The organism is Bacillus sp. PS95, from assembly GCF_037963565.1.
Classification (GTDB): Bacteria; Bacillota; Bacilli; order Bacillales; family Bacillaceae; genus Bacillus; species Bacillus subtilis.
Window position 1 is genome coordinate 920598 of record NZ_CP150160.1, and the last position, 18253, is coordinate 938850.

Annotated in this window: 20 protein-coding genes and 1 tRNA gene; 18 read left to right on the plus strand and 3 right to left on the minus strand. The window is 44.0% G+C overall.

Annotated features, from left to right (window positions below):
- Positions 1 to 253: 253 nt before the first annotated feature.
- From NSQ12_RS04800 to rpsN, 6 genes are all read left to right on the plus strand, one after another.
- Complete coding sequence (locus NSQ12_RS04800; protein WP_021479704.1) at positions 254 to 1021, plus strand: ABC transporter ATP-binding protein; 768 nt, start codon at positions 254 to 256, stop codon at positions 1019 to 1021.
- 17 nt (positions 1022 to 1038) lie between these two features.
- Positions 1039 to 2037 (plus strand): aliphatic sulfonate ABC transporter substrate-binding protein, encoded by a 999-nt coding sequence (locus NSQ12_RS04805; RefSeq protein WP_029317518.1) that lies wholly within the window; start codon positions 1039 to 1041, stop codon positions 2035 to 2037.
- On the plus strand, positions 2034 to 2864 hold the full coding sequence (locus NSQ12_RS04810) for an ABC transporter permease (RefSeq protein ID WP_339176054.1): 831 nt from the start codon (positions 2034 to 2036) through the stop codon (positions 2862 to 2864). Before NSQ12_RS04805 ends, NSQ12_RS04810 begins: the two co-directional genes overlap by 4 nt.
- Positions 2865 to 2886: 22 nt before the next feature.
- On the plus strand, positions 2887 to 4017 hold the full coding sequence (ssuD, locus tag NSQ12_RS04815; protein ID WP_339176056.1) for an FMNH2-dependent alkanesulfonate monooxygenase: 1131 nt from the start codon (positions 2887 to 2889) through the stop codon (positions 4015 to 4017).
- A gap of 104 nt (positions 4018 to 4121) precedes the next feature.
- On the plus strand, positions 4122 to 4658 hold the full coding sequence (locus NSQ12_RS04820) for a hypothetical protein (protein ID WP_339176660.1): 537 nt from the start codon (positions 4122 to 4124) through the stop codon (positions 4656 to 4658).
- A gap of 112 nt (positions 4659 to 4770) precedes the next feature.
- Entirely contained in the window at positions 4771 to 5040 is a 270-nt protein-coding gene (gene rpsN / locus NSQ12_RS04825) for a 30S ribosomal protein S14 (RefSeq protein WP_024573218.1), read from the plus strand.
- Positions 5041 to 5057: 17 nt separating this feature from the next.
- Here the strand turns inward: rpsN and NSQ12_RS04830 are convergent, their stop codons facing one another.
- A complete protein-coding gene (locus tag NSQ12_RS04830; RefSeq protein ID WP_003245008.1) occupies positions 5058 to 5531 on the minus strand; it encodes a lipoprotein in 474 nt (157 codons plus the stop codon).
- A 1-nt stretch (position 5532) separates the two neighbouring features.
- Positions 5533 to 5733: a helix-turn-helix transcriptional regulator gene (locus NSQ12_RS04835; protein ID WP_009966860.1), complete on the minus strand. Its 201-nt coding sequence runs from the start codon at positions 5731 to 5733 to the stop codon at positions 5533 to 5535.
- Between the two features lie 193 nt (positions 5734 to 5926).
- On the opposite strand from NSQ12_RS04835, the gene NSQ12_RS04840 reads away from it, so the two are divergent.
- A tRNA-Gly gene (locus NSQ12_RS04840) sits at positions 5927 to 6000 on the plus strand.
- A gap of 90 nt (positions 6001 to 6090) precedes the next feature.
- Here NSQ12_RS04840 and NSQ12_RS04845 read toward each other — a convergent pair.
- Positions 6091 to 6714 (minus strand): B3/4 domain-containing protein, encoded by a 624-nt coding sequence (locus NSQ12_RS04845; RefSeq protein WP_003245517.1) that lies wholly within the window; start codon positions 6712 to 6714, stop codon positions 6091 to 6093.
- Positions 6715 to 6796: 82 nt separating this feature from the next.
- On the opposite strand from NSQ12_RS04845, the gene queG reads away from it, so the two are divergent.
- From queG to NSQ12_RS04900, 11 genes are all read left to right on the plus strand, one after another.
- Positions 6797 to 7957, plus strand: a complete 1161-nt coding sequence (gene queG, locus NSQ12_RS04850; protein WP_339176058.1) for a tRNA epoxyqueuosine(34) reductase QueG — start codon at positions 6797 to 6799, stop codon at positions 7955 to 7957.
- Positions 7958 to 8023: 66 nt separating this feature from the next.
- Positions 8024 to 8959 carry an amidase domain-containing protein gene (locus NSQ12_RS04855; RefSeq protein ID WP_072592515.1) on the plus strand — a complete coding sequence of 312 codons (936 nt, stop codon included), beginning with the start codon at positions 8024 to 8026 and terminating at the stop codon, positions 8957 to 8959.
- Positions 8960 to 8996: 37 nt separating this feature from the next.
- Positions 8997 to 9479 carry a tRNA (uridine(34)/cytosine(34)/5-carboxymethylaminomethyluridine(34)-2'-O)-methyltransferase TrmL gene (gene trmL / locus NSQ12_RS04860; protein ID WP_003233442.1) on the plus strand — a complete coding sequence of 161 codons (483 nt, stop codon included), beginning with the start codon at positions 8997 to 8999 and terminating at the stop codon, positions 9477 to 9479.
- A 125-nt stretch (positions 9480 to 9604) separates the two neighbouring features.
- Positions 9605 to 10246 (plus strand): YhbD family protein, encoded by a 642-nt coding sequence (locus NSQ12_RS04865; RefSeq protein WP_015715554.1) that lies wholly within the window; start codon positions 9605 to 9607, stop codon positions 10244 to 10246.
- Complete coding sequence (locus NSQ12_RS04870) at positions 10237 to 10950, plus strand: polymer-forming cytoskeletal protein (protein ID WP_042977663.1); 714 nt, start codon at positions 10237 to 10239, stop codon at positions 10948 to 10950. The genes NSQ12_RS04865 and NSQ12_RS04870 overlap by 10 nt, the downstream gene beginning before the upstream one ends.
- An 11-nt stretch (positions 10951 to 10961) precedes the next feature.
- Positions 10962 to 11669: a hypothetical protein gene (locus tag NSQ12_RS04875; protein ID WP_003233436.1), complete on the plus strand. Its 708-nt coding sequence runs from the start codon at positions 10962 to 10964 to the stop codon at positions 11667 to 11669.
- 349 nt (positions 11670 to 12018) lie between these two features.
- A complete protein-coding gene (prkA, locus tag NSQ12_RS04880; protein ID WP_003239626.1) occupies positions 12019 to 13914 on the plus strand; it encodes a serine/threonine protein kinase PrkA in 1896 nt (631 codons plus the stop codon).
- Between the two features lie 179 nt (positions 13915 to 14093).
- The gene (gene yhbH / locus NSQ12_RS04885) at positions 14094 to 15272 is read left to right on the plus strand and encodes a sporulation protein YhbH (protein WP_003233432.1); all 1179 of its coding nucleotides are present in this window, start codon (positions 14094 to 14096) and stop codon (positions 15270 to 15272) included.
- A gap of 159 nt (positions 15273 to 15431) precedes the next feature.
- Positions 15432 to 15896 carry a MarR family transcriptional regulator gene (locus tag NSQ12_RS04890; protein WP_070548741.1) on the plus strand — a complete coding sequence of 155 codons (465 nt, stop codon included), beginning with the start codon at positions 15432 to 15434 and terminating at the stop codon, positions 15894 to 15896.
- 35 nt (positions 15897 to 15931) lie between these two features.
- The gene (locus NSQ12_RS04895; protein ID WP_014476241.1) at positions 15932 to 16597 is read left to right on the plus strand and encodes an HlyD family efflux transporter periplasmic adaptor subunit; all 666 of its coding nucleotides are present in this window, start codon (positions 15932 to 15934) and stop codon (positions 16595 to 16597) included.
- A 40-nt stretch (positions 16598 to 16637) separates the two neighbouring features.
- On the plus strand, positions 16638 to 18236 hold the full coding sequence (locus NSQ12_RS04900) for an MFS transporter (protein WP_003233429.1): 1599 nt from the start codon (positions 16638 to 16640) through the stop codon (positions 18234 to 18236).
- Positions 18237 to 18253: the final 17 nt, after the last annotated feature.

Here is an 18253-nt window from a genome sequence, read left to right on the forward strand (position 1 = left end):
CTTAATAATTTTTGGAGAAATAATTTTTCCTTCTCTATTTGCGAAACAAGCAGAGTAAGTGATAAACAAGGATATCAAAAATCGTATTTAAAAAAGAGTTGACATATCGGAATAATTTGAATTAACATGTTATTCAAACAAAAAACAATTGGGCAGCTGATCGGACCGCCGAAGGCTCTCATCTCTACAAGAACAGAGATGGGGGCCTTTTTGTTTTTTTGAAGGCGGGGTTGGCAGAAAGAGAGGGATAAAAGTGGCTGTGACCATCAGCATCAAAGAAAAGGCATTTGTTCAAGAGGGCCGCAAAAACACGGTCTTAGAGAACATAGAATTATCAATCGCACCAGGCGAATTTCTAACGCTTATCGGACCGAGCGGGTGCGGAAAAAGCACCCTGTTAAAGATTATTGCAGGGCTTGATTCTGAATATGACGGGAGTGTTGAAATTAACGGCCGCAGCGTAACAGCTCCGGGTATTCAGCAAGGATTTATTTTTCAGGAACACCGCCTCTTTCCTTGGCTGACTGTTGAGCAGAATATTGCAGCCGACTTGAATTTGAAGGACCCAAAAGTCAAACAAAAGGTGGATGAACTGATCGAGATTGTCAGATTGAAAGGATCGGAAAAAGCATATCCGCGCGAGCTGTCAGGCGGCATGTCACAGAGAGTAGCCATCGCCCGGGCCCTTCTGCGGGAGCCTGAGGTGCTGCTTTTAGATGAACCGTTTGGTGCACTCGACGCTTTTACAAGAAAACACCTGCAGGACGTGCTGCTGGATATATGGAGGAGGAAAAAAACAACGATGATTCTCGTGACTCATGATATAGATGAATCTGTTTATTTAGGAAATGAGCTTGCGATCCTTAAGGCCAAACCGGGGAAAATCCATAAGCTGATGCCCATTCACCTGGCGTATCCGCGAAACCGGACGACTCCGGATTTCCAAGCGATCAGACAGAGAGTGCTGTCGGAATTCGAGAAAACAGAAGATTTGGAGTACGCAGAAGGATCAGGGATATAGAAAGGGCGGAAGCGGAAATGAAAAAAGGACTCATTGTATTGGTTGCCGTTATTTTTCTGCTCGCAGGCTGTGGAGCAAATGGAGCCAGCGGTGACCACAAACAATTGAAGGAAATACGTATTGGTATTCAGCAAAGCTTAAGCCCGCTTTTGATCGCAAAGGAAAAAGGCTGGTTCGAAGATGCATTTGAAAAAGAAGGCATCAAAGTGAAATGGGTGGAGTTTCAAAGCGGTCCGCCCCAATTTGAAGGCCTTGCGGCAGACAAACTTGATTTTTCTCAAGTCGGTAATTCGCCTGTGATCGCTGGACAGGCGGCAGGCATTGACTTTAAAGAAATCGGTTTGTCTCAGGACGGCTTGAAAGCAAACGGCATCCTTGTCAATCGAAACAGCGGCATTCAAGACGTTAAGGACTTAAAGGGGAAGAAAATTGCAGTCGCCAAAGGCAGCAGCGGGTTTGATTTTTTGTATAAAGCGCTTGATCAAGTGGGGTTGTCAGCTAATGATGTGACAATTATTCAGCTTCAGCCTGATGAAGCAGCTTCCGCATTTGAAAACGGATCTGTTGATGCCTGGTCCATTTGGGAGCCGTACTTGTCCTTAGAAACAATGAAACACGGAGCAAAAATCCTTGTGAACGGAGAAAGCACAGATTTATATTCACCGGGTTTTACTTTAGTAAGAACAAAGTTTTCAGAAGAGCATCCAGACGAAGTGGTCCGTTTTCTGAAGGTGTTTAATAAAGCCGTTGTATGGCAAAAGGAACATCTGGATGAAGCAGCGGACTTGTATTCTGACATTAAAGATCTCGATAAAAAGGTCGTCGAAAATGTGCTGAAAAATACTGAACCTCTGAATGAGGTCATCAGTGACGACATTGTGAAAGCGCAGCAGGAAACAGCAGATTTTCAATTTCGAACAAAGGCGATAGATAAGAAGATTGATGTGAAGGATGTTGTCGATAACACTTTTATCAAAAAAGCATTAAAGGAACATTCCTCAGGAGGTGATCAATGATGAAAGCAGAGGCTGCGGGCTCGCTGCCCAAAACGAATGCGGAAGCGGTGCGAAAAAAGCCCGGAAGGAAGAGATACGGCTGGATGAAGGGGCTTTTACTGCCCACTGTCATCATTGCCATCTGGCAGGTCATCGGCGGGCTGGGGATTGTGTCCGCTACAGTGCTGCCTACACCTGTTACGATTGTTCTGACCTTTAAGGAGCTTATTTTGTCCGGCGAACTGTTCGGCCATCTGCAAATCAGCATTTATCGGGCGGCACTTGGTTTTTTGCTTGGCGCGGGGCTTGGATTGATGATCGGGATTTTGGCTGGATTCTCCAAACGGACGGAGCTGTATCTTGATCCGTCGTTGCAAATGCTTAGAACCGTACCTCATCTGGCCGTCACGCCGCTGTTTATTTTATGGTTCGGATTTGACGAAGTATCTAAAATTTTGCTGATTGCGCTCGGTGCCTTCTTTCCTGTCTATATCAATACGTTTAACGGCATCCGCGGGGTTGACGCGAAGCTGTTTGAAGTCGCCCGGGTGCTTGAATTTAAATGGCACCAGCAAATATCCAAAGTGATATTGCCGGCAGCCCTGCCCAATATATTGCTAGGCATTCGCTTATCGCTCGGCATTGCATGGCTCGGGCTCGTTGTGGCAGAGCTGATGGGCTCAAGCTCGGGAGTCGGCTATATGATCATGGATGCGAGACAGTTTTCACAAACGAATAAAGTCTTTGCAGGGATTATCATTTTTGCAGTGGTTGGAAAGCTGACGGATTCCTTCGTCAGGCTGCTTGAACGAAAGCTGTTAAAGTGGAGAAACAGCTACGAAGGATAAAAGATATAAAGGGGAGATGAATATGGAAATTCTTTGGTTTATACCAACTCATGGAGACGCGAGATATTTAGGATCTGAAAGTGATGGACGGACTGCGGATCATCTTTACTTTAAACAAGTCGCGCAGGCGGCAGACAGGCTGGGATATACAGGAGTTCTTCTGCCAACGGGAAGATCGTGCGAGGACCCGTGGCTTACAGCGTCGGCACTGGCAGGAGAAACAAAGGACTTAAAGTTTTTAGTCGCGGTAAGACCTGGTTTAATGCAGCCTTCTCTGGCAGCCAGAATGACGTCCACCCTAGACCGCATTTCAGACGGCCGGCTGCTGATCAACGTTGTGGCTGGGGGCGATCCGTATGAGCTGGCAGGCGATGGCCTGTTTATCAGCCATGATGAGCGCTACGAGGCAACAGACGAATTTTTAACCGTTTGGCGGAGACTTTTGCAGGGAGAAACGGTTTCCTATGAAGGAAAGCATATAAAAGTGGAAAACAGCAATCTGCTTTTCCCGCCGCAGCAAGAGCCGCATCCGCCCATCTATTTCGGTGGTTCGTCACAGGCTGGAATTGAAGCTGCCGCAAAGCATACAGACGTGTACTTGACATGGGGGGAGCCGCCTGAACAAGTAAAAGAAAAGATAGAGAGAGTCAAAAAGCAAGCGGCAAAAGAAGGGAGATCCGTTCGATTTGGCATTAGGCTGCATGTCATTGCCCGTGAAACTGAACAAGAGGCGTGGGAAGCGGCTGAGCGCTTGATCAGCCACTTGGATGATGACACCATTGCCAAAGCGCAGGCAGCTTTGAGCCGTTACGACTCTTCAGGCCAGCAGCGGATGGCCGTCCTTCATCAAGGCGATCGGACGAAGCTTGAAATCAGTCCGAATCTGTGGGCGGGGATCGGCCTAGTCAGAGGAGGGGCAGGAACAGCTCTTGTCGGTGATCCGCAGACGATTGCCGACCGGATAGCGGAGTACCAGGCACTCGGCATAGAATCGTTTATATTCTCAGGCTATCCGCATTTAGAAGAAGCGTATTATTTTGCAGAGCTTATATTTCCGCTTTTGCCGTTTGAAAATGATCGGACGAGAAAGCTTCAGAACAAAAGGGGAGAAGCGGTAGGAAACACTTATTTTGTCAAAGAGAAAAATGCATGAGTTTAACTAAAATACAGCCCCCCGAACATGGTATGATATTCAAAAAAAGGGGGCTTTTTTTTCTGAAAACATTGAGAAGCGCGGCAGTCATTTGCCTCATAGCTATGCTGTCAGCATGCGGACATTCAAAACAGATGGAAATCAAAGCGGCGGACATATCAGATCTTGAAAAAAATAGAATGGATGTCGCAGCTTCACAGGCATTCACTGCCGAAGCCGTCAATATCGGTGAAGGTATTTCTTCAGCTGACATGTACATCGAACACTATCAAAAGGGAAAGCTTGTTGAGAGGTTTGGACCGGTTCGTGCAGATTATTCAGAGGAAAAAACTGATACCATACAATTTGTTTATTTTGAGAAGGAAGAGGGGGAAGGAAAGAATAAACATACCACCATTCATTTTGGCATTGTGGATAAACAGGGAAATATAGCGGCTGATTCATCGGTGAAACGCGACGATAGCACAACACAGGAAATGACTCAGAATATTTCATCGCCGGAACCGATTACTTTCGAGAAGCCTGCTTTGATCGGCAGCAGTATTAGAGGGACTGACGAGACAATGCACACCTCTGAACATAAAAAAGAGCTCATTAAGCATCAAGATGCGTTACTGTATTATGTGGAATTGCATCATTAGAATGGGCGGCTTCAGGCCGTCTGTTTTACAAAGCGGTATGCTTGCTTTTTTGAATGGTGCATGATACATTTTAAATCGTAATAATTTCGATTTAAAAGGGAGGCTATGTGACTTGGCTAAAAAATCAAAAGTGGCAAAAGAGTTAAAACGCCAACAGCTTGTTGAACAATACGCTGATATTAGACGCGAGTTGAAGGAAAAAGGAGATTACGAGGCACTCAGCAAGCTGCCAAGAGATTCAGCACCGGGAAGGCTTCACAACCGCTGCATGGTAACGGGGCGCCCGAGAGCATATATGAGGAAGTTTAAAATGTCCAGAATCGCTTTCAGGGAGCTGGCCCATAAAGGCCAGATTCCCGGTGTGAAAAAAGCAAGCTGGTAAGAAAAAACTCCGGCCGATTACAGCGCGCCGGAGTTTTTTTCGTTTTTCTTGAAAGAGATGACGTAGGAAAGGTGCTGGATGATCATGATGATAAACACAATAATAATAGGGAAAAACGGAATGCGCGATTGAAATAGCGGATAAAAAATGAGAAGAACCGCTGCGGCAGGCAGCGAGAAGTAGACAGCGATATATGACGCGCGACATGCTTTTGCCGTCATCATCTGCTCTCTTTCATCCTGCTCTTCAAACTCATCAGGCAGAAGTAGCTGCTTTCTGGCAGGGCGGCTTTTTTTCTGTAAGTACAAATAAACCGCAGACGCCGCAACAAACAGAATAAAGGGAGTGAGGTTTAAATCAAATACCATCCCGCCGCTCTTTGTGCCGAAAAAAGATGCTATGCCTTCTGAGGCTTCAAAGTATGAAATCAGCGCCCAGCATGCAAGGCCAAATAAAACAAGGTGAAAAGCTGCTTTTGTTTTCATGCTCATCTTAGTTTTCCTCCTCTAACCAAAAGACATCCTCCATTTTCATGGAGAAGGCTTTGCAGATTTTCAGTGCTAACAGCAGTGAGGGAACATAATCGCCTTTTTCAATCGCTGCCACAGTCTGTCTTGTGACGCCGACCGTTTCTCCGAGTTTTTCCTGAGAATAGCCGAAGCGTGCCCTCAGCTCTTTTACTTTATTTTTCATCATGACGTCTGTCCCCTTCACAATCTCGATTGATTATATTGTATAGTATACTTAACATTATGTAAATGGAACTTAACAACTTTACAAAAAGATAACTTTTTTTCGACAAAATTTTTATATTCCCTTGACGAAAAATAAATAAACATGTAATATAAAAAAAGTCAGAGCGGTACTGTTGCTGACAATCACAAATGCGGGTGTAGTTTAGTGGTAAAACCTCAGCCTTCCAAGCTGATGTCGTGAGTTCGATTCTCATCACCCGCTCCATACATACGTTATTAACGCAGTGTTTCGTTTCTCAGATAAACGAAGTATTGCGTTTTTTTATGTGAAAAAGAACACGGTATTCGTGTTCTTTTACGTAAGCCAATGTACTGTATGGGTGCCGCCGTGAATTTGTTCAAACATTTTCGTTAATGATGATAAGAGGTTAACAGCGCTGCTTTTCTCAATCGATGGCGGGAAAAAAATGATTTGCAGCATATTCTTAGTCTCGTTTGAAACGGGATAGTGGTTGACGCTGTTTTTGAAATCGCCAAAAATGCCGTTTTCATCAGAGAAAAGCAGTATGTTTTCTTTTTCTCCCAATGAGATCCGGACCGGCTCATGAAGCTTTCCGGCATCATAAATCATAATAGGCAGAGAATATTTTAATGCGAAAAAATCGATTGTGTCATGGGCCGAGTCTTTACTTTCCATGAATTGTTCCTTGGATATCGGGACCAGCATGTCCTCCATTGGGGTTGTTTCTCCCTCAAATGAAGGGTTAAGCTGTTTAAAGAGTTTCTGCCATTCCTTGACGAAGGATTCATCGGATATACCGCCGTCCGCATAGTCGAAAAACAAGGATTCTTGAAACAGGCGGAGTCTGCCTTTCAGCATTTGCGGTGAGGAGCCGACTTCGATATTCTCATAAATGACAGCAGCTGCATGTAAGCCGGCCGCACGTTCAGTAATAACAGAATCAAGTTTGATATTCACTAGCATTCACTCCAGTTACGTGATATCAACCTATTATAAACGCTGTATCGTTTTATCACAAAGAAAGGAGGCTGTGCAAAACATGAACGTTTATCAGCTCAAAGAAGAATTAATTGAATACGCGAAAAGCATTGGCGTGGACAAGATTGGTTTTACGACCGCTGATACTTTTGACAGTTTAAAAGACCGTTTGATTCTTCAAGAATCACTTGGCTATCTCTCCGGCTTTGAAGAGCCGGATATCGAAAAAAGGGTGACGCCGAAGCTTCTTTTGCCGAAAGCGAAATCAATAGTGGCAATTGCTCTCGCATATCCTTCCAGAATGAAGGATGCGCCGAGAAGCACGAGAACTGAGCGCAGGGGCATTTTTTGCAGAGCCTCCTGGGGAAAAGACTATCATGATGTGCTGAGGGAAAAGCTTGATCTACTGGAGGATTTTCTAAAAAGCAAGCATGAGGATATCAGAACGAAGTCAATGGTTGATACAGGTGAATTGTCTGATCGCGCCGTTGCGGAACGTGCCGGAATTGGATTCAGTGCGAAAAACTGTATGATCACAACACCCGAGTATGGCTCTTATGTGTATTTGGCGGAAATGATCACAAATATCCCTTTTGAGCCTGATGTGCCGATTGAAGATATGTGCGGGTCCTGCACGAAATGCTTGGACGCCTGTCCGACGGGAGCACTGGTTAATCCCGGGCAGCTTAATGCGCAGCGCTGCATCTCTTTTCTGACCCAGACAAAAGGATTTTTACCTGATGAATTCCGGACAAAAATCGGAAACCGCCTGTACGGGTGCGATACGTGCCAAACGGTATGCCCTCTCAATAAAGGGAAGGATTTTCATCTTCATCCGGAAATGGAGCCTGATCCTGAGATTGCCAAACCGTTATTGAAGCCGCTTTTGACCATCCGCAATCGGGAATTTAAGGAGAAATTCGGGCATGTCTCAGGTTCTTGGCGCGGAAAAAAACCGATTCAGCGAAACGCCATTCTCGCGCTTGCGCATTTTAAGGATGCTTCCGCACTGCCTGAATTGACGGAACTGATGCACAAGGATCCGCGTCCTGTCATCAGGGGGACAGCCGCATGGGCAATCGGAAAAATCGGAGACCCCGCATACGCGGAAGAGCTTGAAAAAGCGCTGGAAAAAGAGAAGGATGAAGAGGCAAAGCTGGAAATTGAAAAAGGAATTGATTTGCTAAAAGCTTCAGGCATGACTAAACGAGGCTTGTCCTGACATACGTATAGAGCAGAAGGAAAAAACACTTGAGATCATCCAAGTGTTTTTTCTCTATAAAAAAGTATGGCGGGTGGGGTGAGCTTGAAGCACATTTTAGAACAATTAGCGGAGGAGCGGCTGGGCTTTCTGGTTAACGGGCATGCTATGAGACAGGAGTCTCAAGTCGGAGACCTTAAAGTCATGGAGCGTAAGAAAAAGCTTCTGGAAAAACGTAAAGTTGACATCATAAAAGCGAAAGCAAAGGCCGTGATTAATCATGTGCGGGTTGAGGATGACGGAACGACCTGCCTTTCGTATACCATTCATTACGAATACGTGTGTAAGGAACAAGATGACAGCTTGTATATAGAAGAGCACATAGAGGAGCGAATGGCTTTCCTGTATGATCACATTTTGATTAGTGATCAGGAAATTGCGAAAAAGCCGGCTGGATTTCATGAAGGGACCAGTATTATTGACTATTCTGAAGCTGAAGAGGAAAGAGAAGCGTTTGGCAGGGCTTTTCAATACGATCGTCTCGGCGCTGTCCAATATGCCGAGAAATTTTGGAACAAGCGCAATCCTGCTTATAAAAATTTCAGCGATAACTGTACAAATTTTATTTCTCAGTGTCTTCATGCAGGAGGCGCGCCGATGCGCGGTCATCCGAACAGGGGATCAGGCTGGTGGATGAAACAAAGCTCATGGAGCTACAGCTGGACGGTGGCGCACTCTATGAAAATGTATTTGTCGAATTCAAAGGCCGGACTGCGTGCGGTGCGGGTGAAATCAGCGGAAGAACTGATGCCGGGCGATGTGATTTGCTATGACTTCGAAGGAGACGGCCGCTTTAATCATACAACGATTGTCGTGGCAAAGGACAAAGGCAATATGCCGCTTGTCAACGCCCAGACCTATGACAGCCGGATGAGGTATTGGTCATATGAGGATTCTACAGCATACACGCAGTCAATACGATATGCCTTTTTTCATATCGTTGATGATACGACAAAAGAGTAATTAATGTTATAATGATGGGCGGATAAGAAAAACAGAGGTGAACATTGTGGCATTACATGTCGTTTTATATCAACCAGAAATTCCCGCTAACACAGGGAATATTGCACGTACTTGTGCAGCAACCAATACAACGCTACACCTGATTCGTCCGCTCGGCTTTTCAACGGATGATAAAATGCTGAAGCGTGCCGGACTCGATTATTGGGAGTTTGTTAACGTTGTGTATCATGATTCGTTAGAAGAATTGTTTGAGGCATATGAAAAAGGCCAGTTTTTCTTTATTACAAAATTCGGCCAGCAGCCTCATACATCATTTGATTACACTGATCTTGACGAGGATTATTTCTTCGTGTTCGGAAGAGAAACAAGCGGTTTGCCAAAGGATTTAATTCAAAATAATATGGACCGCTGCCTGCGTCTTCCGATGACAGAGCATGTCAGATCGTTAAATCTGTCCAATACTGCCGCGATTCTTGTTTATGAAGCGCTGCGCCAGCAAAATTACCGTGATTTAAAATAGTGAAAAAACCCGCTCATCGATGATGGGCGGGTTTTTTTGCGGATGTTGAAATGCTTTGTTTCGTTTTTGGGCTTAACAACGTAACAGTGTTATGTTACAATGTACCCATCAAAGGAGCTGGACTTATGGAAGAACAATTAATCTCTAAAAAAGAATTACTTGAAAGAACATCGATTTCATACGGTCAGCTGTATCGATGGAAGCGGAAAAACTTAATACCTGAGGAATGGTTTATTCGTAAATCCACATTTACAGGGCAAGAGACGTTTTTTCCGAGAGAGGAGATTTTAAAGCGTATATCAATGATTCAAAAGATGAAAGAAAATTTGTCTTTGGATGAAATGAGGGAAATGCTGTCGCCGAAAATGAAGGATGTCAGCATGACCGCTGATGAATTGCTTCATAAAGGTTTGGTTTCAAGGCCTGCTCTTGAAGCCTATTCAGAAGACGGAGGAAGTCCGGTTTTCTCATCCAGGGATTTGCTTTCGCTGTATGTGCTTGAGGGACTGCTGCAGTCTGGAAATGTCAGCCTTGCAGAAGCAAAAATGGCTGCAGAGGTATTAAAGAAGCATGATACTGAAGAGATTGAAAAACAGACGGAGCTGATTGTGCTCCGCAAGCTCGGTGTCACAACTTGTTTTATAGCGGCTGCGGCGGACAGCATTTTGTTTGAATCATCCGTAAAGGTTGTGGAACGGGTAGATTTATTAAAAGCTTCAGAGGAATTAAAAACAACATTTATGCAGGAGGGCCATCGATGGATGTAGTGGAAAAGCTGGTGATAAACGGATCAGGAAGTTCAAAGGGAGGAACATTTCAATCAGTTGAGATTAATGGCAGCGGGACAGTGGCCGGGGATGTGGAGTGTGACACTTTTTCTTTTAATGGAAACGGAAAAGCTGACGGCAGCGTCAAAGCGAAAGCGGTAACCATCAGCGGTTCAGGAAAGATACATGGAGACGTTGAAGCAGAATCTATCCGGATGAATGGCACTGGTTTTATTCAAGGAGAGGTATCTGCAAAACAATTGAAAATCGCTGGATCATCAACATTTGGCGGCACTGTCAAGGCTGATGGCATTGACATTAGTGGAAAAGCTGTCATGGAAGCAGATTGTGAAACAGAAACCTTTCAATCAGAAGGGAAATGCAAAATCAGCGGGCTTTTAAATGCAGACCAGGTGATCATTAAGCTTTCTGCAGGGGAAAGCTATGCGCGGGAGATCGGCTGCCGCCATCTTCAAGTGACCTGCAGAAAAGGAATGCTGTCATTGCTCAGATTGATGCCGCAGCCTGTTCTAACAGCAGAGCTGATCGAAGGTGACGTGATTGAATTGACAAATACAAAGGCGAAAACCGTGCGCGGAAACAAAGTGGTCATCGGCCCGGATTGCCAGATTGAAACCGTCGAATACAGCGGGGACTATACCTGTGATCCAAGCGCATCGGTTGAAACATCCACAAAGTTGTAAGGAGGATCGTAATGGAGACAACAAAACTGGGAAATTTAAAATTATATGGCGCTGGGCATGCCGCAGGAGGCGCGTATCACAATGTCAGCATCAAAGGAGAAGGTGTAGTTGGAGAAGGGTTGTCTGCTGTAGGCTGCCGCATATACGGAACGGGCCTTTTTCTCGGAAAAGCAGAGACTGAGCGGCTGCGTGTGCTCGGAGAAAGTGAATGTAAAGGCGATCTGACAGCCGGCAAAATCAATATATATGGGATAATGAAAGTCAGCGGCTCACTTCAATTTGATCGATTCAATCTGAAAGGCCAGACTGAAATTGGCGGGAATATGACTGGAGAATCCTGCGATGTGAAAGGGAAGCTTAGCGTAAAAGGTGATTGTGAAACAGAAATGTTCCATGTCACAGGCTGTGTTGATGTATCGGGGTTATTAAATTCGGGTGAGATCAAGCTGGGATTGAGCCATGATATAAGCCATGTGCAGGAAATCGGCGGAACAACAATTACAGTGAAAAGACGCGCGAGTTTTTTTAACCGGAAGAAAGTGAAGCTGATCGCCGATGTCATAGAAGGCGATCGGGTTTATTTGGAGAATACCGAAGCGGCAGTCGTCAGGGGAAAAGAAGTGATCATCGGGCCGGGATGCAGTATCGGAACAATTGAGTACGAAAACAAATATGAATGCGATCCGCATTCACAGATTAAAGAAAAAACAAAACTGTAAAACATTGTTCTGTTATACAAAAAGGGTGCTCTTTCAGGAGCACCCTTTTTTATTCTTTTCCAGGCTTGCTTTCGTATCCTGCGGTAAAAATTGATACTAAAAAAGTGACAATGACACCCATCATGATGATTGTTTTCACCGTCTCTCCCCCTCTTCAATTTTTCCGTGCTGTCCGAGTCTGGATGATTCTGTATTTTTCTTTATTATGAACGGTCGCGGTCTGCCTTGTCAACGATGTATAAGTATCTTTATTTTTAAGAAACCAAAGCATGTATCACGAGATGGCGGCATAGATTGTATCAAAGTACCTTATTTGCATAGTGTATCAAACATGATAGAGGAGGTCCTTATGGATATATTAAAGAAAATTGAACAGTACAGAGAGGAAGAGCAGCGGCTGAAATGGGAAGGAACTTTCGCCGATTATTTGGAGATTATTAAAGAAAATCCGATGGTCGCGCAATCTGCTCATTCTCGAGTTTTTAATATGATAAAAGACAGCGGGATAGAGGAGATTGACGGGCGCAAGAAGTACAGTTTTTTTGACCGCGAGCTGTTCGGGCTTGAAGAATCTCTGGAGCGTCTTGTGGAAGAGTATTTTCATCCGGCTGCCAAACGTCTAGATGTCAGAAAGCGGATTCTATTGCTGATGGGGCCTGTGAGCGGCGGTAAATCCACGCTGGTCACAATGCTTAAAAAAGGTCTCGAAGCGTACACGCTGACAGATAATGGCGCTGTATATGCGATTAAAGGCTGCCCGATGCACGAGGACCCTCTACATTTAATCCCCCATCATTTACGCGATGACTTTTACAGGGAATACGGCATTAGAATAGAAGGAAGTCTTTCTCCTTTAAATGTCATGAGGCTGGAGGAAGAGTACGGAGGAAGAATTGAGGATGTGAAGGTGGAGCGCATCTTCTTTTCAGAAGATAAGCGTACGGGAATTGGAACATTCAGTCCCTCTGATCCGAAATCTCAGGATATTGCCGATTTGACGGGGAGTATTGATTTCTCAACAATCGCCGAGTACGGTTCAGAATCAGATCCGCGTGCTTATCGGTTTGACGGAGAGCTGAATAAAGCGAACCGCGGGATGATGGAGTTTCAGGAGATGCTGAAATGTGATGAGAAATTTCTCTGGCATTTGCTTTCCTTGACACAGGAAGGGAATTTTAAAGCTGGGCGGTTTGCGTTAATTTCTGCTGATGAGCTGATCGTGGCTCACACGAATGAAACGGAGTATCGCTCATTTATTTCTAATAAGAAGAATGAAGCCCTGCACTCAAGAATCATCGTGATGCCGGTTCCTTATAATTTAAAAGTGTCTGAGGAAGAGAGAATTTATGAAAAAATGATTGCAGAAAGCGATGTGGCGGATGTTCATATTGCCCCGCATACGTTGAAGGTCGCCGCGATGTTCTCAATCCTTACCCGGTTAAAAGAGCCGAAGCGGTCGGATATTGATCTGGTCAAGAAAATGAGACTGTATGATGGGGAAAGTGTGGAAGGATATAACTCTGTCGACGTTGAGGATATGAAAAAAGAATATAATGATGAAGGCATGAGCGGAATTGATCCGCGGTACGTGATCAACCGGATTTCTTCAACGATTATCAGAAAAAATATGGAATCGATTAATTCTCTCGATGTCCTTCGCTCCTTAAAAGAAGGTCTTGATCAGCACCCATCAATTTCAAGCGAGGACAGGGAGCGGTATTTGAATTTTATTTCTGCCGCCCGCAAGGAATATGACGATATTGCGAAAAAGGAAGTTCAAAAAGCGTTTGTTTATTCATATGAAGAATCAGCAAAAACACTTATGGACAATTACCTCGATAACGTAGAGGCCTATTGCAATAAAAACAAGCTTCGTGATCCTTTGACAGGAGAGGAAATGAACCCTGACGAAAAGCTGATGAGATCCATCGAAGAGCAGATCGGCATTTCGGAAAACGCCAAAAAAGCGTTCCGCGAAGAAATTTTAATCCGCATCTCGGCCTATGCGAGAAAAGGCAAGCGGTTTGATTACAATTCCCATGAAAGACTGCGTGAAGCTATTCAGAAAAAGCTGTTTGCTGATCTGAAGGATGTCGTTAAAATTACGACCTCAACAAAAACGCCGGATGAGCAGCAGCTGAAAAAGGTAAATGAAGTCGTGGCCCGTTTAATTGATGAGCACGGCTACAACTCGACGAGCGCCAATGAGCTGCTGAAATATGTCGGCAGCCTGCTGAACCGATAAGCAACGTGACCCGTCCGAATAGGGCGGGTTATTTTGTCCCATTTTCTAAATAGTTTGTCAATTAAACGTGCATATGTGCATATGATGAATATAAATCTTTTCAAAAGACTTGTTTCATAATCTGGCACAAGCCGGAATACGTATGTATCACGACCACAAATGGTTAAGGAGGGGAATTCATGTCCCAAAATGACAGCGGCCATTTTTTGATTTCTGAGGAAAACTGGTCCCTCCATCGCAAAGGCTTCGATGACCAGCAGCGCCACCAGAAAAAAGTGCAGGAAGCGATCAAAAACAATCTTCCGGACCTCGTAACTGAGGAAAGCATTATTATGTCTAATGGAAAAGATGTAGTGAAGATCCCAATCCGTTCACTTGATGAGTATAAAATCCGTTATAACTATGATAAAAATAAACATGTAGGGCAAGGAGACGGCGAGAGCCAGGTTGGAGATGTTGTGGCCCGGGATGGATCAGACAAAAAACAAGGGCCTGGAAAAGGGCAGGGTGCCGGTGATCAGGCAGGCGAGGATTATTATGAAGCGGAAGTTTCATTAATGGATTTAGAAGAAGCGCTTTTTAAAGAATTAGAGCTTCCGAATCTCCAGCAAAAAGAGCGGGACAATATCATTCATACAGATATCGAGTTTAATGATATCCGTAAAACAGGGTTAACCGGTAATATTGATAAGAAAAGAACGATGATGTCAGCCTTTAAACGAAACGCAATGTCAGGAAAACCGTCGTTCTACCCAATTTATCCGGAGGACCTGAAATATAAGACGTGGAATGACATCACAAAGCCCGAATCAAAAGCCGTCGTTTTAGCCATGATGGATACAAGCGGCAGTATGGGGGTTTGGGAAAAATACATGGCCAGAAGCTTCTTTTTCTGGATGACCCGTTTTTTGCGGACAAAATACGAGACTGTGGAAATTGAATTTATTGCCCATCATACAGAAGCAAGAGTGGTCTCGGAGGAGGATTTTTTCTCTAAGGGAGAAAGCGGCGGAACCATTTGTTCTTCCGTATATCGGAAGTCGCTTGAGCTTATTGATGAAAAGTACAATCCCGCCCGCTATAACATTTACCCGTTTCATTTTTCTGACGGTGACAACCTGACATCTGATAACGCGCGCTGTGTCAAGCTGGTCAATGATATTATGAAGAAGGCCAATCTGTTTTGCTACGGCGAGGTCAATCAGTACAACAGGCATTCAACGTTAATGTCTGCATATAAAAATGTAAAAGATGAGAAATTTAAGTACTATATTTTAAAACAGAAATCTGATGTTTTTCAGGCTCTAAAGAACTTTTTCAGAAATGAAGAGTCTGGTGTAAGCCATCAATTTTCGTAATGAAAAGCCCATTTCAGGGCTTTTTTTTATTTAATAAAAGCAAGAAAACGCTTGCGAAAAAAATACGGGAGAAAAAGAAATTTTTCCTTTGACAAATCTTCTTTCATTTATTAATATTTTATCTTGTGAACTATTATTGAGGAATGAGGTGAAAAGGAGTTGACTGAATCAGAACGTGCTTTGCTCACTTTTGAACAGCTCTTCGATACGTCTCGGGCGATATATAAAAAACAGAAGAAGATATTGGAGATTGTGCTTGAGCCTTTTGAAATTACAGTCCTTCAATATTTGCTGATGTTTAAAATTCATCAAAGCGGAAGCACCCCGCTAAGCAAGCTGGCAATGTCGCTTGATCTTAAGCCTGCTTCTGTGACGCGGATGACAGATATTCTGTATAAGCGCCAATTGATGAATCGATATGACAGTCCGGATGACCGCCGTATCGTCATGATTCAGTTAACCGAAGAGGGGGAAGAACTGATAGAAAAAGCCGCTGTGCAATATGCAAAAATGGGTGCTGGCTTGTACCAAAAGCTTGATACCTCCCAGCTGCAGTATTTGCGCAAACTAGCCGGAAGCTTAACGAAGCTTGCTGAAGGCTGTTCAGAAAAAAGCGGTAATTAAAAACTTCTCACATATTTTCACCAGCTTTCCGCAAAATGATAGAGGATGAAACGAAAGGAGAAAACAAAATGAACAGAGGACGTTTAATTCTGACCAACATTATCGGTTTGATTGTTGTTCTTGCAATTATAGCTGGAGGTGCTTACTACTATTATCAAAGCACAAACTACGTAAAAACAGATGAAGCAAAAGTAGCGGGCGATATGGCTGCTATTACTGCTCCAGCAGCAGGTAAAGTATCTGACTGGGATCTGGACGAAGGAAAAACAGTGAAAAAAGGCGACACAGTTGCAAAAATCAAAGGTGAACAAACTGTTGACGTAAAATCCATTATGGATGGAACAATTGTGAAAAACGAAGTGAAAAACGGACAAACCGTACAAGCTGGTACAACAATTGCACAAACGATTGACATGGACAACCTATACATCACAGCAAATATTAAAGAAACAGATATTGCGGATATTGAAGTAGGAAATAGTGTAGACGTAGTAGTTGACGGAGACCCTGATACAACATTTGACGGTACTGTAGAAGAAATTGGCTATGCGACTAACTCAACTTTTGATATGCTTCCATCTACAAATTCAAGCGGAAACTACACAAAAGTAACACAAAAAATTCCTGTGAAAATTTCAATCAAAAACCCATCTGATAAGGTGCTTCCTGGAATGAATGCATCTGTTAAAATTTCTGAGTAAAACAGATCAGTCATCAAACCATGAAAGGAGGTTGTCTTAGATGGCTACAGGCAAAGAAAAAAATGCAAAAAACCCTATGTCATTGCTGATTGTGCTAATGGCGGGTTTATTTTTGGCAATCCTAAACCAAACACTGCTTAATGTTGCAATGCCGCACTTAATGACTGAATTTGGCGTAAGTGCAACGACGATTCAGTGGCTTACAACAGGTTACATGCTTGTTAACGGTGTATTGATTCCGTTATCTGCTTTCCTGATTACACGATTTGGCCAACGGAGTCTCTTTCTCGTCGCGATGTTTTGTTTTACGCTCGGTACGTTAGTCTGCGGTATCGCACCTAACTTCTCTACAATGCTGATCGGCCGTTTGATTCAGGCCGTGGGCGGAGGTATCTTGCAGCCGCTCGTTATGACAACCATTCTGTTAATTTTCCCGCCTGAAAGCAGGGGGAAAGGAATGGGGATTTTCGGGCTAGCGATGATGTTTGCTCCAGCGGTCGGCCCGACTCTTTCCGGGTGGATTATTGAGCATTATACATGGCGCATTATGTTTTACGGTCTTGTGCCGATCGGCGCAATTGTTATCATTGTGGCTTTCTTCATCTTTAAAAATATGGTGGAGCCGCAAAAAATCAAACTCGATACTCTTGGCGCAATCCTATCGATTGTCGGATTCGCCTCCTTATTATACGGAGTCAGTGAAGCCGGGTCTGACGGCTGGACCGACCCGATTGTATTGTCTACAGTTATTATCGGAGCCATTGCAATTGTTGCTTTTGTTGTTCAGCAATTGCGTCATGATGATCCGATGCTTGATTTCAGAGTGTTTAAATATGACATTTTCTCACTCTCGAGTGTCATTAATATCATTATAACAGTGGCACTTTACACTGGTATGTTCCTTTTACCGATCTATCTGCAAAACCTGGTCGGCTTTACGGCGCTTCAATCCGGTCTGCTTCTGCTTCCGGGTGCGATCGTTATGCTGATTATGTCACCGATCTCAGGTATTTTGTTCGATAAATTCGGACCGAGACCGCTTGCGATTATCGGGCTTCTCGTGACAGTGGTAACAACATATCAATACACGCAATTGACAATTGATACACCATATACACACATCATGCTGATCTATTCAATTCGTGCATTTGGTATGTCTCTCTTAATGATGCCAGTCATGACAGCCGGGATGAACCAGCTTCCTGCCCGTCTGAACAGCCACGGAACGGCGATGAGCAACACGCTTCGCCAAATCAGCGGATCAATCGGAACAAGTTTAATTACGACGATTTATACAAACCGGACGACATTCCATTATTCACAAATTGCAGATAAAACAAGCACGGCGGACCCGAACTTCCTCCATGCGTTCCAAAATGCAGTTTCGAATTTAATGGTGAATATGAATGTGTCTTATGATACGGCGAAAACATATGTGTACTCACATATTTATAAACACGCGTCACTCGATTCCAATGTCATGGGGATAAATGATGCCTTTATGTGGGCAACCTTATTCTGTGTAGCAGGTTTGATTTTAAGTATCTTCCTGCGTGACGTCAGAAAAGATAAATTGCGTAAGAAGAAAAAAGAGGAGCTTTCATTACTTCCTGCTCCAAAAGAAGCTAAGGAATCTTAATCTGTACAGGGAGGTTT